At 37.7% G+C, this 17,900-nt stretch carries 15 protein-coding genes, 1 tRNA gene and 2 pseudogenes; 12 read left to right on the plus strand and 6 right to left on the minus strand.

The genetic code is table 11. From position 1 onward, the window contains the following. Positions 1-9 precede the first annotated feature (9 nt). A pseudogene (locus NSS81_RS17995) lies at positions 10-173 on the plus strand (tRNA pseudouridine(38-40) synthase TruA); the annotation flags it as partial. Between the two features lie 346 nt (positions 174-519). Here NSS81_RS17995 and NSS81_RS18000 read toward each other — a convergent pair. The 3 genes from NSS81_RS18000 to NSS81_RS18010 form a co-directional block, all read right to left on the minus strand. Continuing rightward, complete coding sequence (locus NSS81_RS18000; RefSeq protein ID WP_342430022.1) at positions 520-1,617, minus strand: hypothetical protein; 1,098 nt, start codon at positions 1,615-1,617, stop codon at positions 520-522. A 405-nt stretch (positions 1,618-2,022) separates the two neighbouring features. Continuing rightward, positions 2,023-3,393 (minus strand): MFS transporter, encoded by a 1,371-nt coding sequence (locus NSS81_RS18005; RefSeq protein ID WP_342430023.1) that lies wholly within the window; start codon positions 3,391-3,393, stop codon positions 2,023-2,025. Positions 3,394-3,457: 64 nt separating this feature from the next. Continuing rightward, on the minus strand, positions 3,458-3,904 hold the full coding sequence (locus NSS81_RS18010) for a PaaI family thioesterase (RefSeq protein WP_342430024.1): 447 nt from the start codon (positions 3,902-3,904) through the stop codon (positions 3,458-3,460). Positions 3,905-4,412: 508 nt separating this feature from the next. Here NSS81_RS18010 and NSS81_RS18015 point away from each other — a divergent pair. The 4 genes from NSS81_RS18015 to NSS81_RS18030 all read left to right on the plus strand — a co-directional run bounded on the left by NSS81_RS18015 (position 4,413) and on the right by NSS81_RS18030 (position 7,872). Next, positions 4,413-4,988, plus strand: a complete 576-nt coding sequence (locus tag NSS81_RS18015) for a TetR/AcrR family transcriptional regulator (RefSeq protein WP_342430025.1) — start codon at positions 4,413-4,415, stop codon at positions 4,986-4,988. Positions 4,989-5,137: 149 nt separating this feature from the next. Continuing rightward, entirely contained in the window at positions 5,138-5,836 is a 699-nt protein-coding gene (locus tag NSS81_RS18020; RefSeq protein ID WP_342430026.1) for an SDR family oxidoreductase, read from the plus strand. 182 nt (positions 5,837-6,018) lie between these two features. Beyond that, positions 6,019-7,005 (plus strand): acryloyl-CoA reductase, encoded by a 987-nt coding sequence (locus NSS81_RS18025; RefSeq protein ID WP_342430027.1) that lies wholly within the window; start codon positions 6,019-6,021, stop codon positions 7,003-7,005. Between the two features lie 438 nt (positions 7,006-7,443). After that, positions 7,444-7,872, plus strand: a complete 429-nt coding sequence (locus NSS81_RS18030; protein ID WP_342430028.1) for a hypothetical protein — start codon at positions 7,444-7,446, stop codon at positions 7,870-7,872. A gap of 258 nt (positions 7,873-8,130) precedes the next feature. On the opposite strand, the pseudogene NSS81_RS18035 reads toward NSS81_RS18030, so the two are convergent. Beyond that, positions 8,131-8,253 (minus strand): annotated as a pseudogene (locus tag NSS81_RS18035) (IS3 family transposase); the annotation flags it as partial. 163 nt (positions 8,254-8,416) lie between these two features. Here NSS81_RS18035 and NSS81_RS18040 point away from each other — a divergent pair. Continuing rightward, positions 8,417-9,364 carry a hypothetical protein gene (locus tag NSS81_RS18040; protein WP_342430029.1) on the plus strand — a complete coding sequence of 316 codons (948 nt, stop codon included), beginning with the start codon at positions 8,417-8,419 and terminating at the stop codon, positions 9,362-9,364. Between the two features lie 302 nt (positions 9,365-9,666). Here NSS81_RS18040 and NSS81_RS18045 read toward each other — a convergent pair whose 3' ends face one another. Then, entirely contained in the window at positions 9,667-10,941 is a 1,275-nt protein-coding gene (locus NSS81_RS18045; protein ID WP_342430030.1) for a VTT domain-containing protein, read from the minus strand. Positions 10,942-11,798: 857 nt separating this feature from the next. On the opposite strand from NSS81_RS18045, the gene NSS81_RS18050 reads away from it, so the two are divergent. Further along, a complete protein-coding gene (locus NSS81_RS18050; protein WP_342430031.1) occupies positions 11,799-13,067 on the plus strand; it encodes a mechanosensitive ion channel family protein in 1,269 nt (422 codons plus the stop codon). A 183-nt stretch (positions 13,068-13,250) separates the two neighbouring features. Next, positions 13,251-13,324, plus strand: a tRNA-Gly gene (locus tag NSS81_RS18055). Between the two features lie 73 nt (positions 13,325-13,397). Here the strand turns inward: NSS81_RS18055 and NSS81_RS18060 are convergent. Further along, entirely contained in the window at positions 13,398-14,063 is a 666-nt protein-coding gene (locus NSS81_RS18060) for a phenylalanine--tRNA ligase beta subunit-related protein (protein ID WP_342430032.1), read from the minus strand. A gap of 108 nt (positions 14,064-14,171) precedes the next feature. Here NSS81_RS18060 and queG point away from each other — a divergent pair, with 108 nt between their 5' ends. The 4 genes from queG to nfsA all read left to right on the plus strand — a co-directional run bounded on the left by queG (position 14,172) and on the right by nfsA (position 17,618). Further along, the gene (queG, locus tag NSS81_RS18065; RefSeq protein WP_342430033.1) at positions 14,172-15,305 is read left to right on the plus strand and encodes a tRNA epoxyqueuosine(34) reductase QueG; all 1,134 of its coding nucleotides are present in this window, start codon (positions 14,172-14,174) and stop codon (positions 15,303-15,305) included. Positions 15,306-15,393: 88 nt separating this feature from the next. Next, complete coding sequence (locus NSS81_RS18070) at positions 15,394-16,269, plus strand: amidase domain-containing protein (RefSeq protein ID WP_342430034.1); 876 nt, start codon at positions 15,394-15,396, stop codon at positions 16,267-16,269. 70 nt (positions 16,270-16,339) lie between these two features. Then, positions 16,340-16,813 (plus strand): tRNA (uridine(34)/cytosine(34)/5-carboxymethylaminomethyluridine(34)-2'-O)-methyltransferase TrmL, encoded by a 474-nt coding sequence (gene trmL, locus NSS81_RS18075; protein WP_342430035.1) that lies wholly within the window; start codon positions 16,340-16,342, stop codon positions 16,811-16,813. A 55-nt stretch (positions 16,814-16,868) separates the two neighbouring features. Beyond that, on the plus strand, positions 16,869-17,618 hold the full coding sequence (gene nfsA / locus NSS81_RS18080; RefSeq protein WP_342430036.1) for an oxygen-insensitive NADPH nitroreductase: 750 nt from the start codon (positions 16,869-16,871) through the stop codon (positions 17,616-17,618). Positions 17,619-17,900 lie beyond the last annotated feature (282 nt).

Consider the following 17,900-nt stretch of genomic DNA (forward strand, 5'->3'; position numbering starts at 1 on the left):
AGAATTTAACTGTATGATGGTGGCCGTTACATAGTTGGAAACGACTTGGTAATAGTGACAATACTATTCAAGGAAAAATTGAAAATGTATTAACAGAGTTGGCAGGAGAAACGATTGAAATTATTGAATCTGGAAGAACGGATTCAGGTGTACATGCTCTTGCTCAAATTTCTAAACTATAAAACACCCACAAACGTTTCCTAATAACCGTTTGTAGGTGTTTTTTTATTTTGTGAAAATAAATACATCATACTGCTTAACAGTGGAGTGATAGGTACTACTAATTCATTTTGCCACAAAACCTTCACATTTCCGCAAAAACCACCTGACCTTTTTCTCCTTTCAACTGGAATAATGGTGCCCCCGATGCGATAACGCTTTGCACTATGGGGGCAAGGCACCATATTCAGTGAGTACCGTCTTTAGCTTTGACATCTTTTGTATAAAGAAAGTTTAAAACACATAACTCAAAAGCCCTCTGAGAGATTATTTAATCTAACAGAGGGCTTTTTATCATATTCAATATTTCTTTAAGTATGAACGGACCGTGTCATTGAACGTATGGGCTTCATCCATTTTTACATAGATGGAAGTAATCGATTTCTTAAAACCAAAAATTCGGTTGATCTCTACTTGTTCGTTTAATCTAATGACAAAAGGCATATTCTCTCTTTCAAGTCCATGCAAAGCAAGCTCAATACTGTTGCGTTCTTTTTCCACTTCTTTTGGAGATAACGTATTTTCCTCAATTTCCTTTACTTGTTCCCATGGAACGAATCCATATAGTCGAATCCCTTTTTGAAAATGAATCCCTTTTGAATCAAGAACCACCGGGGATAAGCGGATGGCTTGGTAGTCAGAAATGATGAATAAAAGGCAATAAACATCAAGCGCTGTAACAATCCAGGCAGCAATGTGACTAAATTGAGCAACCAGAATATGCACTGCGACAATTTCAATAACCATCGCATGGACGAGCATAAAGAATACGCCTAAGTAACTCCCACTCTTATGAAAAGTAAAAGTCTGGCCTTTTCTATGTTCAAGAAAGGGAGCTTTTTTTCTCCAACTGAAAAGACTGTAGTAGATGGCTGCTAGGTCAGTTGCCAAAACTCGGAGAATGAACTGGAATTTATTCAACCTTTCATTCTTGAATGAAAACGTTCTTTGAACAGCCTCGGAAAAACATAACAAAAAGTGATAATGTACACTCTTCTCATTTTTATAGTTTTTTATCAGCAATGGAAATCTCTTTACGATTGCAACAAACAGGATGACTTCGAATAAAATAATTCCTGCTTCTAATAGAATAACAGAATGGTTGAAATAGGTCAGGAATGCATCTGCTTCATTCGGAATCATCCAATTCGAAAGAAGTAATCCCCAGAATACAAAAGCACACAGCACCAGCCAGGAAACGCGCTTCTTAAAACAAAAAAAATAAAGTGCTAACGGCAAGATGATTACAAGATCAATAGCTGTACCAAGCCCCACCAAGTCATCAACAGGACCAACAAGCTGTACCTGCATGACGAGGTAATTTGGGAGTAGAAGTAGGAATAAAAAAAACACGATGCGCTTCCATGCGACAGCCCCGAATGAAAAAGATGCTCCCATGTTATCCCCTCATTTCTTGAATTGTTATGAGTTGCAAGTTCCGAAGAATCCTTTTTTCCTTATCATACTACTATTATACTAATTTCCGTTAAACATTTCACAAAAAATGGATGGATCCATCATTACAGAAATCATACCTTTGTTTCAATATTTTTTGTCATTTCCCTATGGAAAAATACAATTGGGTATTTAGAGTTTTTTATTTGTGGAAATAAATTAGCATACAATTTTTTTATAGTTTAAAGGGGAGGAGTAATCGTACCCATAATCAATTTGCCACAAAACCTTCACATTTCCCCAAAAACCACCTGACCTTTTTCCCCTTTAAACAATATATAAACTATGAAAGGAATTTTAGGCACTTTCCATAAAACTGGAAAGTGCCTGTGCACTTTTTCGCTGAATTTAACTAAACTGCTGTAACTTAGCTCTTCGATAATATAAACCGTATATTATAACAGCCATAATGATAACAAAGGAGAAGCAAATATAAATTGTTCTATAAACAATTTCGGAAGATAAATTTTCTTGAATGGTTAATAATAATCCGGAAATGGTCACTCCGAGCCCCGCAGCGAAAAATTGCATTAATTGGGCGATCCCTATCCCTGAACCGATTTGAGTGATTGGCAGGATCCTTGTTATCTCGTTCGAAATACTTGATGCAAGTGCGGTAAAGCCAACGCTTGCGAACATATAGGTAAAAAGGATGAAATAAGGATTGACGGTAGAAAGCCATGCAAATTGGATGGAGGCACCTAATAGCAATAATTGCCCAAAAATAATTATCGGTCCATTCCCAAAACGGTCAATGTATCTTCCTATAAATAGACCGGCAACTACGGCGATAATGGCTCCTGGAAAAATAATCATTCCTAACTCTGCTGGTCCTTTTCCGAATACGCTTGTAAGAATAATCGGCATTAAAAACAGATTTGAAAAGTTTATGAAAAAAGCTGTACCATTAACAAAAAGGAGCTTTGTGTATTGCTTATTTCTCAGGAGGATTGGCGGAATAAACGGTTCTTCCGTCTTATTAAGATATTTCCACCACATTGCAAAAAGAACGACTGTTCCTAATAAAATCCCATACGAAAAGGTGGATAGAAAAAGTAACAGACCTGTCACACTAAGTCCCGTAAGGATAGCGCCGTATAAATCGAAATGCCCTTTTTTGATCACCTCATTCGGCAATAATTTCAGGAAGAAAGGAATAGACAGAACAGAAAAAATCGTGACAATGAAAAGATAATTCCATCCTAAATATTGAGTAATTACTCCCCCTAATACGGGACCTAACCCAAATGCTAAAGAGGCGGCTGAAGTAATCATGGCCATTGCTTTTCCGCGCCTTGATAGGGGGATATAGCGCCCAGCCATAATCATGCTTAATCCCATAACGGCTCCTGCTCCAGCTGCTTGAAGAATTCGAACTCCTAATAAGAGAAAAAAATTAGTTGAAAAGAAACCGATGATTGATGAGATTCCTAATAGGCAAATTCCATAGAGTAGAAGTCTTGTGAGGGGAACAAAATCAGATAGTCTGCCAAAAGTAATCGTTGAAAGTGCAAACATGATGGAATAACCTGATACCAGCCATGAGGCGGTGGATGAATTTAATGCTAAGTCTTTAAGTATAAATGGTAATGCAACATTAAACATGGTTGTATTCATTACCACGAGCAAAATGGTAACACTCCATACTAAAATGAGTTTATTCTCTTGTAAGTGCACCGCGCTTTCCGTTTTGGAAGAAGCTGTTAAAATAGAAGACATTTGATCCCTCCTTGCCTTTTAGATATTCACAAAATGGACTTTCTTTCACAAGTGGCAAGTAAGATTAGTCTATTTTCACTCTTTTTCCAGCCGAGTTTCCCTTCAAAACCATACATGTACTTGTAGAATGGGCCACGAGACTTTGTTTTTCATCATATACATGACATTCCAGTAATCCGACTGTAGAGCCTTTTTTAATTAATCTTCCCTCCGCTCGAAGATTTGACTTAAAAACTGGTTTTAGAAAATTCAACTTTATTTCAACCGTCGTAAAAAGCTCATCCTCTGCTAATGTACTAGCAAATGCATAACCCATAGCGGCATCTGCAATGTCACATAATATGCCCCCGTGTAGCGTACCCATCGGATTATGTAATCTTTCCGCAGCATCCATTTCGATGACAACCATGCCTTCTTCCACATCTGTTACGTGAAAACCTAATACCTGTGCAATAGGAGGTCCCGGTAATTCACCTGCGGCCATTTTCTTTAAGTTCTCTAAATGATTCATTCTTTCACCCTCCATATTAAAATTAATTAGCTTTGACAAAACCAATAACATTTTAGAACGTTCATTCTAAAAATATTAATCCAATACCGCTAAAGTGGAATCGATGATGTTTTGAAGTTTCTCTTTGGTTATGCAAGGTTCATTCTACTGTTGAATGTATAATTAAACATCCAGGGGTTTTCCATGATTAGAGAAAACGGTCATTTCAAATAATCCTCCTATCGCTAACTTAATTAAAAAAATTGTATCATTTTTAGAACGTTCAGTAAAGAATATTCTAACTATTCTAACGATATGGTGGTATTGAGCTATAAATTAAGAAAAAAGCACTGTCCTGGTGATTCTGGAAAACCGGGTAAAGGGGGTATTAATTACTTGATTTAATTCTTTACTGTTCGTTCTCGAAATGTTATCATAGCTGTGTGGAGGGGAATAAGCCACATTTTTTTAAAATAACGAGAATATTCATTCTTAAATATGCTGTAATGCGTTCGAGGGTAGGGATAGTATGGCTAGAAACAAAGAATATGATGAAAATGAAGTATTACGAAAAGCTATGGAACTTTTTTGGAAACAAGGCTATGAAAAAACCTCCATGCAAGATTTGGTGACGCATATGGGCATCCATCGCAGAAGCCTGTACGATACGTTTGGAGACAAGCATGCGTTGTTCATGAAAGCATTGGAACGCTATGGCGAGATAATAGAAACCAGAATAGAAACGCAAATAAAGCCGCTGGTTTCGGTCAAGCAGGCTATCAGGAGTTTATTTGAGATGGCGATCCATCAAAATGAACAACAACCAATTGGATGCTTGACAGTGAATACAGCAGTTGAATTGTCCTTGCATGACGAAGAAGCAGCAGAAAAGGTTGTCGAGAGTTTTTCCAAGACAGAACGTCTGCTGTACAAGCTATTGAAGCGTGGTCAAAAATCGGGGGAAATATCCGATCATCATGATGCGGAAAGACTCTCCCAGTTTATCCATAATTCGTTAGTGGGATTACGGGTATTGGCGAAAACCACCGATGACAAACAAAAACTGGAAAGCATTATCGACATGACATTGTCTGTCTTGGATTAAGCTTTCTTTTTTTGATATTTTGAGAACGACCGTTCTAAATATAGTAAATGAGGGGATTCAATCGTTGACTTCAACTAGTTTGATGAGCAGACATAGTTTGCCTCATCGTTTAGTTGTAGGTTCAAACATCTGAAAGGAGAATGATGATTATGGATCTTTCAAAACAAACTGCGCTCGTCACTGGCGCAAACCGAGGACTCGGTCGACAACTCGCTCTTGAACTCATTTCTCGCGGCGCTATTGTTTATGCGGGGGCGCGCAACCCGGATAGCATCCAACTGCCGGGGGCAAAACCATTGCAAATCGATATCACCGATCCTAACTCTGTGGCAGCGGCGGCAGAGGTCGCGGGCGACGTGACTCTGCTGATAAACAATGCGGGAGTGTCGACAGGCGCCACCCTTATCAATGGTAATTTGGAGGACATCTACACCGAATTTAATACGAACTTTTTCGGAACTCTTTCAATGGTTCGCGCCTTTGCGCCGAAAATCGCCTCGAACGGGGGCGGTACTATTCTTAACATTCTTTCGGTGTTGTCCTGGTTCAGTACTGTGAATTTAGGAGCATATTCTGCCGCGAAGTCGGCCGAGTGGGCTCTCACCAACGCCATTCGTTTAGAACTGGCTGACCAGAAGATACTTGTTGCCGGACTTCATGTCGGGTACATAGACACGGACTTGACTGCTGGTATCTCCGCACCTAAGTTGAATGCTGCTGACGTCGCCAAGATTGCTATCGACGGAATCCAGGCTGGCAGCTATGAAATTCTTGTCGACGAGTTAAGCGGAAAGGTTCAGAAAGGTCTGGCTGGCGGAGTCTCGGCTCTATACCCGCAGTTCGCATAGGCAATACAAATGAAGCAATATAGAGGGCGGACATCTCCACCTGCATCGTTGAAAAATACTTTTAAAAGTGAATTTTTTAAAAAAAGGGAAAATGTAACTCTTTTTTTCAGTAATCATTTGTATATACAAATAAACGGGGATTAGGTCTAAAAAGAAGTGAATAGAAAGGATAGGATGAAGAAATGAATAATTTTCAAGCAATGGTATTGGATAAAGTGAATGATGAAACGAAGTTAGAAATAAAACAATTAAGTATGGATGATCTTCCAGAAGGGGAAGTAACCATTAGAGTGGCATATTCCAGTGTGAACTTTAAAGACGGAGCCGTAGCTATCCTAAATCGATTTGTTACCTCCTATCCTATCGTACCGGGAATCGATTTAGTTGGAACGGTAATTGATTCAAAAGATGAACGATTTACAACAGGTGATGAAGTCATTGTTACTAGCTACAAATTAGGAACAGGGCATTTTGGCGGATTTAGTGAAGTCTCACGTGTACCTGCAGAGTGGGTTGTTCCACTTCCAAAAGGATTATCCTTAAAGGAAGCGATGATCCTTGGAACAGCAGGGTTTACCGCAGCATTAGCCGTTCAAAGACTTGAAGATAATGGATTAGAGCCTAGTCATGGACCTGTTTTGGTAGCTGGTGCTACCGGAGGAGTGGGCAGTATCGCTGTGAATATCTTAGCTAAAAGAGGCTATGATGTTGTAGCTAGTACAGGCAAATCCAATCAAGAAGAATATTTGAAGGGATTAGGCGCTAAAGAAATCATTGATCGTGATGAAATTGTAGATAACGGCGAGGCGCCAATGCGTGAAGAAAAATGGGCTGGAGCTGTCGACCCTGTAGGCGGGAAAACGCTGCAATACATTCTTAGTACATTGAAATATGGTGGATCTGTAGCGACATGTGGTTTTACAGGAGGGATGGAAGTTTCCACAACCGTTTTTCCTCATATTTCAAGAGGTGTTAATTGGCTTGGCATTGACTCGGTTGAATATCCAATGAAGAAGCGTTTAGAAATTTGGAATCGACTAGGTGATGATTTGAAACCAACCACGTTACATGAAGATATGGTAAATGAAATCTCATTAAACGAGCTGCCAGAAGTATTAGGTGCTATTTTGCAAGGAAAAGTACGTGGAAGAACGCTTGTTAAACTATAAAAGATTAAATAGAGAACAAGAGTGCCAGGCACCATCCATAAAAATGGAAGGTGCCTGGCACTTTTTTCGCTTTGTATATGAATTAGACTTCTTCTTTTTGTTGATAAAACGGGATAATCAGTTGAATTACGAGTAAAGTAGCACCCTAAATCGCATCACTTTTAGTAAGGTGACAGAAGTTTGTGTCACTCTGCTAATACATATGTTAAAACGGTTGCCAAAGTTTTACTGACTTTCAGATGTTCTTTAACGGTCAGGTTAGTTGAAGATAGGGAATGACACAGTAAGAGAAATTTGCCCTTCTACGCTTTCTCCTTTTTGTCTTATAGATAGAAAAGATTGTAGCTAAAAATGTACATTATCTGAATGGATGTTTGTCCAAACAGTTGCATCCTATAAACATAGAATAGTATTAATCTATACGGGGGAGGTGAAGTAATGGGTATTAGATGTACTTGTGGTGCAATGGTATCAGGGACAGATCCTGCTACATCATTCGTCTTTATTGATCCACCTGAAGGAGCAAACGGGGGTACTACTCATTCTGCTAATGTTTGTGCTGACAGGCTAGACCTTAGCACTGTTGGAGTAGTATTTATGGATACTGACGGCGTTGGGGGAGATAGATCTTTCGAGTTTAATTCAAACGAGATTCAATCTGTTCTTTGTGAAGCAATGGATGGTGTATGCACGATAACAGTTATTGGTATGGGAATGGTGGAAGGTGAAACAGTACTTAGACAATTTCAAGCAGTTTATGTAGATGGTGGAGACGTTACGACAGATACTGCATTAATAAATATAACGGGATTCGCAAATAGCTCTTTTGCTGCAGTATCCGTTATAGCACTTGGATGTGGCCTATAATAACCACTTAAATTAAAAGCAAACTTGTTATAAAGACAGAAGTCTTTGTTCAACTACCGGGGGCTTTTATTCAATAAGCTAATATATACAAAAATGCTCAGAGTTTATATGACCTGAGCATTTTTTATGCCAATTATTATGCTTATTAGCTTGTTAATTCAAATGCTAATTTTACTGTAATTTTAGCCACCAATTCGAATTTTGTACTTCAAAACAGAACCCGTTAATGATGTGACCCCCAAAAGTTAGAGTTTTATATTAGGCAGCTAATTGGCTGGTATGGATTCGGTATTGAACCGGACTCATACCTGCCAATTTTTGCTTTATACGCTTGTTATTATAGTAATTTAAATATTCTACTATTCTCTTTTTTATTTGTTTCCCATTATTAAGAACATACGAAATATTTATTTGTTATTTTAGAAAAATGATTTAAATACCCTAGTTTAAAAGTACAAGCCGTATTCTATTATTTTGCATCTACTAATTTGTAAGGCAATTTTCTATAAAGGAGGTGTTATCATAATTGACAACAGTTTCTATAGTGAGTATTTTTACAAGAGGTGCACGTTCTAGTGACACGCCAGAACTACGCACTTCTAGAGTTCAGGCAGATATTAGAAGAGCAAATGAGGTATGGAGAACTGGTATTTCACCAGGCGTAAGCTGTGGAATTAACTTTGTTTTACTGAGTGAGTTTTATCGGCCGGAAATCACCATCGATGCTGGTACAGTGACAGATGGTGTTGGGGACTCACGAATTGATAATCTTATTCGTGAAACCAGAACCCAGGTAAATAACGCAACGGCTATCTATCTCGTTTATTTAAGTGGAGAATTTTTTAGTGACGGTCTTTCCGTAGGAAATGCAGGTCCAAGTTTTGAAAATTTTTTCAACAACACCAACTATACAATCATTGGCCGTGCTGCATTAAGTGATGGTGCTTTTGAAACATATTTACTTGCACATGAAGTTGGACACGTTTTATTTGGCCGCTTTTTGAACGATAGTGTTGAAAGTTTTACGGTGAATGATCCTTCGAACCCAGGCGATGCCCATAACAATAATCCCCAAAATATCATGTTCCCATCCGTCCCTGCCATGAATCCATTCTTAAATAGCTTACAGTGTAACGTTGCAAGCCAAAGCAGGGTGATATTGGAAAACGCAGCAAGTACAGCAGGTTTTTCAGAGATGGCAGATGCAGGCGCCGTAGCTGGAAGCGGATTTGCAGGTAATGGAAATCAATTCAGGTCAGCGGAAGACGATGAATCATTTGATCAAATAGAGAGCAGTAATTCATGCGGCTGCTCTGAAGGTCACCATCATCATCACAATCACAATCACAACAATCCAAATGTAGTCAGAAAGCTCAATAAACTAATAGATTGTTTGATTATTGAGATGGGTCCGGACAAGCTAGAAATTTTTCCAAAACCACCAGAAAAGAAAAAAAAATCATCAAAGAAGAAAAAAAAGGATTGTTCTTAGTTCCTATACTGCAGTGCGGAGTATCTTTTTGATCAAGTTTATTTCGATTTATATACGAAAGAACACCCACAGACGTTGTTAAATCAACGTTTGTGGGTGTTCTTTATTTTTTTAAAGACTTTTTAGTAAACTTTGGAATAACGAATGTTCGGTCGATGGAGAAGGGGTTTCATCCACCGAACCCAAGGTGAAAAAGGATGTTGTCTAAAATCGCTTGCCATCCACCTTTTTGCATCTCAATTGGATTTTCGCTTTCAGCGTCAAAGGTTTCACTTTTTTCAATTCTCACTCATCCGCTCTTACTACTTTTCCAATACAAGTCTCAACATTTCAAACAACAAGAAGTTAAAAGATATCCAGACACCCCCGTATACATATCCACCCACAATATCACTTGGAAGGGTATTAGTCGTTGCAATGTTTACAATAGCAATTCCAGCTAATATTAACAGTACCAATATAGAAGTATATATTGGCGTATAACTTTTTTTTGAATGACGAACAAGTAAAAATAAGCATGTCCCGAAAATAATGAACATAACAAACGCATTCATATCAGGAAAATTCGCCGAGTGGAATTTCCCAAAGAACCCGAATGATTGAAGGTAAGAGAATGTCTTAGTGATTAAATCATGAAAAGGTTTTGCACCTACTATTGAAACTCCAAGTAAAAGAAATTCCAGCAACATGTTCCGTCCCATAGTCCAAATACGGATCATTGTTATTGCTATAATGGAACCCAGTGCAATTGGAGTTTGGAAAACTACAAATCCTTTCATCCAGCTCGTATATACGACGGAACCCACCATATATTCAGCAATATCGTTGAACTGACTAAATTCACCATATAAATAGTCTTGAGCAAGTCCAAGCATCAAGCTAACCATTGCGATTAAAACTAGAGTAAGGAAAATAAGAAATATTTCTGTTGTTCTTATTGTTTTAAATCGTTCAATCAACCGTTTTATCAGGTGAATAAAAAAGTTTTTAATTTGAATTTTATAAAACCAGTAAGCAAGAAATCCTGCTAACAGTACAACGAAGACAATAATGAAAATGACGAAATATTTACTGGCTGCTTCATGGAAAACCTTCCATTCAGGTCCCAACACTTTTCCCAGAGTAATAAAACAAACACCCCAGAGAAATGCACCTGTATAAGCAGGAATGATAAATTTTCGAAAATGTATTCTAGATATTCCTGAAATGTAGCCCGTAAAATGTCTAATCCCAGGAATGAAATAAGCAAATACTAATAATTTACTGCCAGACCGTTCGAACCAAGCAGAGACTTTTTTATATCTTTCAGGTCCAAGGTGAATATATTTACCGTATTTTTCAATTAGTTTATATCCACCCGCTTTCCCAATCCAGTAAGTTACAGTAATTCCTACACCCCCTGATACAAAAACTATTAGGAGTGCCAAAAGGTAATTCATTTTCCCTTGATAGACGAAATATCCAGCGTAGCTCATTAAGAATTCACCAGAAATGGGAAGAGCCAAGAGTTCAAGAAAGATACCTAAGAATAAGATCAGGTAACTGTGTTGTTCAAATAAACTTATTAAATATGACATATAAATGCCTCCATTTTTTTGAACAAAACCAATTCAAATGGTAAATAACTTTCAATTTCGTTCTATTTAAATACAATGTAGCACGATAAATGAATGCATTTTCTATATTAATGGATTCCTAATTATTAATTAAAAGAAGAAATAGGTTTATGGATAAAATAAACGTTAGCGATTCCACCCATTTAAATAGCATTTTCTATATATTCTTCCGTTATTCGTGAAACGCACATTTTGCATTTTAATGAAATAATAATGTTTTATTAGGGGAATATACAGGTTTATTTTATATCATTAACTTGCCCAATTTGATTGAAGTACCTTTCGTTATCATTCCGATCATTTATGAATGGTTGCATAAAAAATCATCCTTCAATGACATGATTAACTCCCCCGAAACTTTATTTAACTAAACTCCCTTTTAGACGGTATTGGTCTGCCTTACTCAACTTTCTAATTTCTTGGATAATCATTCAATGCCAATCTAAGCAACTCGCTCTCGTCCTGTTTTTTTATATCAACGAACAAGAGTGCCAGGTAACATCCATAAAATTGGAAGGTGGGTGTGACTTTTTTTGTAAACTCTCTGGAGTAAACGAATGTTCGGTCGATGGGAGAAGGGTTTCATCGACCGGACCCAAGGAATAACTGGTATTTTATAATTACTTACAAACGAAAAGGACACTCTAATGTTAAGCACACTAAGAGTGAGAAATGGTAAGGCCGATTAGCAATCAATACGAATCCTATGGGATGATGGAAATTCTGATGTTTGTTATACTGAGTTATTGGTGTTTCCTTTTAAATAACACCTACTTCTTCAACACCGCTAGACATACATAATAAATGGAGGAAAATAGATGGAATTTATTACTAATTGGCTTTTAGAATTGGAATTGGATCCTACCTTAGTCAGGTACCTTTCCGCGATTATCATGATTCTTTTTATAGGGCTCATCTGTATAATAGTGAATTTTATTACAAAAAAAATAGTGATGAGGATCATTACTCATTTCATTACAAAAAACAAATACAAGTGGGATAAAATGCTTTTGGAAAGGAAGGTTTTTCATAGATTATCACATATTGTTCCCGCTATTATTATTTATTACTTTGCACCTACCTTCCCAAGCTATCAAAATATCATCGAGAAAGGTGCCATTGCCTATATCATTATTGTAGGATTAGTGGTAATTTATACCCTATTAAATGCTATTAATGATATTTATCAAACCTTTGAAATATCGAAGATTAAGCCTATAAAGGGATATATTCAGGTCGTTAACATCATTGTTATCACTCTGGGGATCATCTTAGTTATTGCAAACTTGATGGGGAAGAGTCCTCTACTTCTGCTAAGTGGTATTGGTGCTCTATCTGCTGTGCTCATAATAGTCTTTAAAGATTCATTACTGGGGCTTGTTGCCGGAATTCAGTTGACTGCGAATGATATGGTTCGGGTTGGAGATTGGATAGAAATGCCGAAATATGGCGCAGACGGGGATATCATTGATATTTCATTAAATACAGTAAAGGTTCAAAATTTTGATAAAACGATTACTACAATACCAAGCTATGCACTTATATCCGACTCTTTTATTAATTGGAGAGGAATGCAAAGTTCAGGTGGAAGAAGAATCAAGCGATCATTATTTATAGATACCAGCAGTATCACCTTTTGTACTGAGGCGATGATTGAAAAATTTAAAAATATCCACTTTCTTTCTGACTATATCATTCAAAAGGAAAGTGAAATTTCAGAGTACAACGCTAAGTATGAAATAAATAAAAACAATCGAGTGAATGGACGGGCTCTTACGAATATTGGTGTTTTTAGGGCTTATATTAGCAATTACCTCCAAAATCTCCCTGGCATCAGTAAGGAAATGACCTTAATGGTCAGACAGCTGGCTCCGAGCGAAAATGGTTTGCCTTTAGAAATCTATGCGTTTACAAATGATATTAGGTGGGCAGTGTACGAAACGATCCAATCAGATATTTTTGACCATCTATTTGCAGTAGCACCGGAATTTGGACTTCGAGTCTTTCAGAACCCATCTGGGAATGATTTTAAAAACTTTGCAGGTGAAACTAACAGTGATGTTATGATTAGGGAACTAGAACATTAAAATGTTCATACTATAAAACAAGCAGAGCAGCACTGCTCTGCTTGTTTTATCTTTGATGCCACTCATTTTTAGAAATTCGACAAAATTCGCTAAAACCCTTGACGATAAAATAAAAAGCGTGTAGTATTATAGAGGTCAGTTCGCATTATTGCTTTACGTAATTTGGTTATACTAATTAAATATGCGGGTGTAGTTTAGTGGTAAAACCTCAGCCTTCCAAGCTGATGATGAGAGTTCGATTCTCTTCACCCGCTCCAATACATAACTAACGCAGTGTATCGTTACTAGAGAACGATGTATTGCGTTTTTCTTTGTCCAAAAATCCGATCATCAGCTGAGTATTTGGCAGGACGCTTCGCCGCCATGGATTTGAGTGAACATATTCATTAACGATACTGTAAGCTTTTCCGCGTTCTCTATATCTGTTGAGGGTCTTAAAAAAATGACCTGTAAGGCGTTTTTTGTTTCCTTTGTTACAGGAGCTCTAGTTGAATCTACGAAAGGACTTCCAAAGGCTCCTTGCTGATCTGATAATACTATAAGGTTTTCTAAAGAGTTAATCCGTCCGTTAAGGCCGAGATACTCTTCCCCCTCCTGACCTAGTTGAACCTTAAGCGAACCGCTCAATTGATCACTATCATAAATCCCTATCGGAACTTGATATTGTAAGGAGAAAAAATTATTAATATCAATGGCACTTTGAATGGGGGTAAGGTAATTCTGCTTTTTAATCCTTCGAAATAAAGCCTCGGCTGAAGGTCGATAGCGGTTTGGATCCTTACCAGTCAGTTTAAATATTTTTCTCCATTCATCGATTCCAGGAAGATCAGTCACATTTTTATCTTCTAATTCAAAGTAGATGGACTCCTGAAAGAGCTGCAGTCTACCTTTCACCATTTGTGGAGAATCACCTACAATAATATCCTTGTATAGTATAATTCCTAGTTTAAAATTAGGAATCCTCTTAATTACATCCGCTGAAAGTTCAATTTCCAAGCGATACCACCTCCAAATTTCACTAAAAATAGTTTATCATAAAAAGATATCGAATTAATAATATAGCACCTTACCATAAATTAATTACCAAGAGGGGAGGTTACCATAATGGATGCTAATAAACTGAGAGAAGAGCTTATTGCTTATAGTAAAGAGATCGGGATTGATAAAATTGGGTTTACTGCAGCCGATACCTTTACTGAATTGAAGAATAGGTTAATCCGACAACAGGAGCTTGGGTATCAATCAGGCTTTGAGGAGCCAGATATTGAAAAAAGAGTAACACCTTCGTTACTTCTTGAGGAGCCTCGTTCAATTATATCCATTGCCCTTGCCTACCCTTCAAAAATGAAAAATAGAGTCGAAGGTAAAAAGGGAGAAAGAAGAGGCTTCTTTTCACGCGCATCATGGGGTTTGGATTATCATCATATTTTAAGGGACCGTTTAAAAAAATTAGAGGAATTTATTTTGGAAAAGGTTCCAGATGCCCGCTTAAAATCGATGGTTGATACTGGGGAACTTTCTGATCGCGCTGTCGCGGAAAAAGCTGGCATTGGCTGGAGCGGGAAAAACTGTGCGATTATTACACCTGAGTTTGGCTCGTATGTGTACCTGGGTGAAATGATTACAAGTATACCTTTTGAACCTGATCAACCGTTGGAGGATCAGTGTGGTTCCTGTACGGCTTGTCTCGATGCCTGTCCAACTGGCGCATTAGTTCAGGGCGGACAAATCAATGCGCAGCATTGTATTGCCTTTTTAACACAAACAAAGGGACTCATTCCAGAGGAATTTAGAGATAAAATCGGCAATCGTGTTTATGGCTGTGATTCCTGTCAAACGTCATGCCCTAAAAATAAAGGACTCGACTTTCACTTTCATGAGGAGATGGAGGCTGACCCGGAAATTGCCAAACCTTTGCTAAAACCTATCTTGAAATTAAGTAACCGTGAATTTAAAAACAAGTTTGGATATGTTGCGGGATCATGGAGAGGGAGAAAACCTATTCAACGTAACGCAATCATTGCCCTCGCTCATTTTAAGGATGAAACGGCCATACCAGATTTGATTGAGGTTCTCCAAAATGATTCAGGTCCGGTTTTGAAAGGTACGGCTGTCTGGGCGCTTGGGAAAATTGGCGGGCAACGAGCAATCTCCTCATTAGAAAAAGCAAGAGAGCTGGAAACCGATCGTGTCGTCCAGCTGGAAATTGAAAAAGTATTAGATGTAAATAAAAGCTAATCCAAGAGCGAACCTAACCGTTTTGCTCTTTTTTTTGATTAAAATCCCTTTTACTTTCATATGTATGAAAAAGAAAGGGGAGATAGGTATGCGTCAATCACTCCAAGAATTATTTGAGAAGCGTTTAGAGCAATTTGTATCTAATAAAAGAATCAGTAATAGTACTTATCCTAAGGCTGAAAAAAAAATAGCCTCTCTAGCCAAAAGGTCAGCAGAGATTGTAAAAGTAAATGCTTCGGGTAACATCATACAGACAATAGATGATGGAGATATTAAAACGGTAACCTACCAAGTCCATTATAAATATTTAATAAACCAAAAAGGTAACTTATATCAGGAAGAGGAGGTTGAGGTAAGAGCGGGTATTTTTAATCAGGATATTTTAATCATCGATGAAGAAATGAATCCATATGAATCCGGGGTAAGTCATCCTCCGTTTCCACTCGAGGAATCTGAGGATGAGGAGATAAGGATAAGCTACAAATATAATCGCTTAAAAGCCGTTCAATATGCTGAGCGCTGGTGGAATACCTACAATCCAGCCTATCACAAATTTGAGAATGACTGTACAAACTTCATTTCACAATGTCTCGATGCTGGGGGTGCACCGATGAGGGGCCATCCTAACCGCGGTTCAGGCTGGTGGTACAGAAATAAAAATTGGAGTTATAGCTGGGCGGTGGCACATGCTTTACGTTTACATTTGGGTCATTCGAAAAGCGGTTTACGGACGAGGCAGGTCAGTAGTCCGGACCAGTTATTGCTAGGTGATGTGATCTGCTACGACTTTGAAGGGGACGGCAGGTTTAATCATAATACGATTGTCACGGGTAAGGATGCATTTGGTATGCCGTTGGTGAATGCACATACTTATAATAGCCGGCAGAGATACTGGGCATATGAAGATTCATCCGCCTACACCCCAAATATGAAATATAAGTTTTTTACGATTGTAGATGGTTAAGCGTTCAATGTTGAAAGCCTTAATCATAGTGGTATAATTCTTTTATAGGTTCTAATATGAGGTGAACAACATGACAGTGAATATCGTTTTATATCAGCCACAAATACCTTCTAATACAGGGAATATTGCACGGACATGTGCAGGAACAGATACGGCTTTACATTTAATTCGCCCATTAGGTTTTTCGACTGATGACAAAATGTTAAAAAGGGCAGGGTTAGATTATTGGGAACATGTAAAAATTGCATATTATGATTCCCTAGAGGAATTTTATGAAAAGAATGCTGGCGGTGAATTTTTCTACATCACTAAATTTGGTCAAAAGCCGCATAGTGAATTCGACTTTAGCCATGTAGGCAAAAATTATTATTTTATCTTTGGGCGTGAAACAACTGGACTGCCAAAAGAAGTGATTGAAAATAACAAGGAAAGAGCTCTAAGGATTCCGATGAATGACAATATTCGTTCATTAAACCTTTCTAATACAGCCGCTATTCTAATTTATGAGGCACTACGGCAACAAGACTATCCAAGGCTAATTTAATCTGTCAAGGGGCCTTATTTAGGCCTCTTTTGTTAAGAGAGAAAGGAAGAAAAATATGAATGATGTTATATATACTATTCTGAATCACCGCTCGATTAGGCATTTTGAGGACAAGCCTTTATCGAATGAACAAATAAAATCGATTGTATCCTGTGCACAAGCAGCCTCCACCTCAAGTTTTATTCAAGCGTACTCCATTATTGGTATTAAGGATGTAGAAAAAAAGAAAAAGCTTGCTGAGCTTGCAGGAAATCAAGAGTATGTCTTCAAAAATGGTCACTTTTTCATTTTTTGTGCTGACCTTCACCGGCATCGTTTTATCGGAGAGAATAAAGGTGAAAATATTAGTCAATCAATTGAAAGTACAGAAAAATTTATGGTCGCTCTGATTGATGCTGCCCTGGCGGCACAAAATGCAGCCATAGCTGCTGAATCAATGGGGTTGGGAATATGTTACATAGGTGGAATACGAAATAACCTTGAAGAAGTAAAAGCCTTACTAAAAACACCAGAACATGTAATACCGTTGTTTGGTTTGGCAGTCGGTTATCCGGAAAAACGTACGGATCAAAAGCCAAGACTGCCGTTTGAACATATCTACCATGAGGATGAATATGAGCAAGACAAAGCAGTCTACGCAAGCCAGCTCGAGGAATATGATGAAGTAATCTCAAGCTATTATACAAAACGCTCGGATGGGAAAAGAACGGATCGTTGGACAGAACAAATCACAAATATGCTAAACAAACCAACTCGTATGTATATGAAAGAATTTATTGAAAAAAATAAAATGAATCTTAAATAAGAAAAAGGCAGCCACTATTTTTGCGGCTGCCTTTTTCTATTCCCGAAAGAAGAATTTATTTCGTACCTGGCTTATCATTATACCCAGCAGTGAAGATTGCTGCTAAAAATGCTACCATTACTAAAAGTATTAGTGTTAGTCCCATGTTTATGTAAAGCCCCCTTTTTTCAACTTTTTTGCATATTTAAAGTCATATATAACTTTATTATAGCCTAACTTTAAAAAATGAAAAGCATATTATTACCGTTGCTAAAACAAAAAAAGATAGAGAGGAATCCTCCC

The organism is Neobacillus sp. FSL H8-0543, assembly GCF_038592905.1.
Taxonomy (GTDB): Bacteria; Bacillota; Bacilli; order Bacillales; family Cytobacillaceae; genus Neobacillus.

Excerpts from the sequence above, each read along its gene's own strand:
- NSS81_RS18025 (WP_342430027.1), top strand. The coding sequence starts at position 6,019 with ATGAATAATTTTCAAGCAATGGTATTGGATAAAGTGAATGATGAAACG.
- NSS81_RS18070 (WP_342430034.1), top strand. The coding sequence starts at position 15,394 with ATGCGTCAATCACTCCAAGAATTATTTGAGAAGCGTTTAGAGCAATTT.
- NSS81_RS18050 (WP_342430031.1), top strand. The coding sequence starts at position 11,799 with ATGGAATTTATTACTAATTGGCTTTTAGAATTGGAATTGGATCCTACC.
- trmL (WP_342430035.1), top strand. The coding sequence starts at position 16,340 with ATGACAGTGAATATCGTTTTATATCAGCCACAAATACCTTCTAATACA.
- NSS81_RS18000 (WP_342430022.1), bottom strand. The coding sequence starts at position 1,617 with ATGGGAGCATCTTTTTCATTCGGGGCTGTCGCATGGAAGCGCATCGTG.
- NSS81_RS18010 (WP_342430024.1), bottom strand. The coding sequence starts at position 3,904 with ATGAATCATTTAGAGAACTTAAAGAAAATGGCCGCAGGTGAATTACCG.
- NSS81_RS18020 (WP_342430026.1), top strand. The coding sequence starts at position 5,138 with ATGGATCTTTCAAAACAAACTGCGCTCGTCACTGGCGCAAACCGAGGA.
- NSS81_RS18030 (WP_342430028.1), top strand. The coding sequence starts at position 7,444 with ATGGGTATTAGATGTACTTGTGGTGCAATGGTATCAGGGACAGATCCT.
- queG (WP_342430033.1), top strand. The coding sequence starts at position 14,172 with ATGGATGCTAATAAACTGAGAGAAGAGCTTATTGCTTATAGTAAAGAG.
- NSS81_RS18005 (WP_342430023.1), bottom strand. The coding sequence starts at position 3,393 with ATGTCTTCTATTTTAACAGCTTCTTCCAAAACGGAAAGCGCGGTGCAC.
- NSS81_RS18045 (WP_342430030.1), bottom strand. The coding sequence starts at position 10,941 with ATGTCATATTTAATAAGTTTATTTGAACAACACAGTTACCTGATCTTA.
- nfsA (WP_342430036.1), top strand. The coding sequence starts at position 16,869 with ATGAATGATGTTATATATACTATTCTGAATCACCGCTCGATTAGGCAT.
- NSS81_RS18015 (WP_342430025.1), top strand. The coding sequence starts at position 4,413 with ATGGCTAGAAACAAAGAATATGATGAAAATGAAGTATTACGAAAAGCT.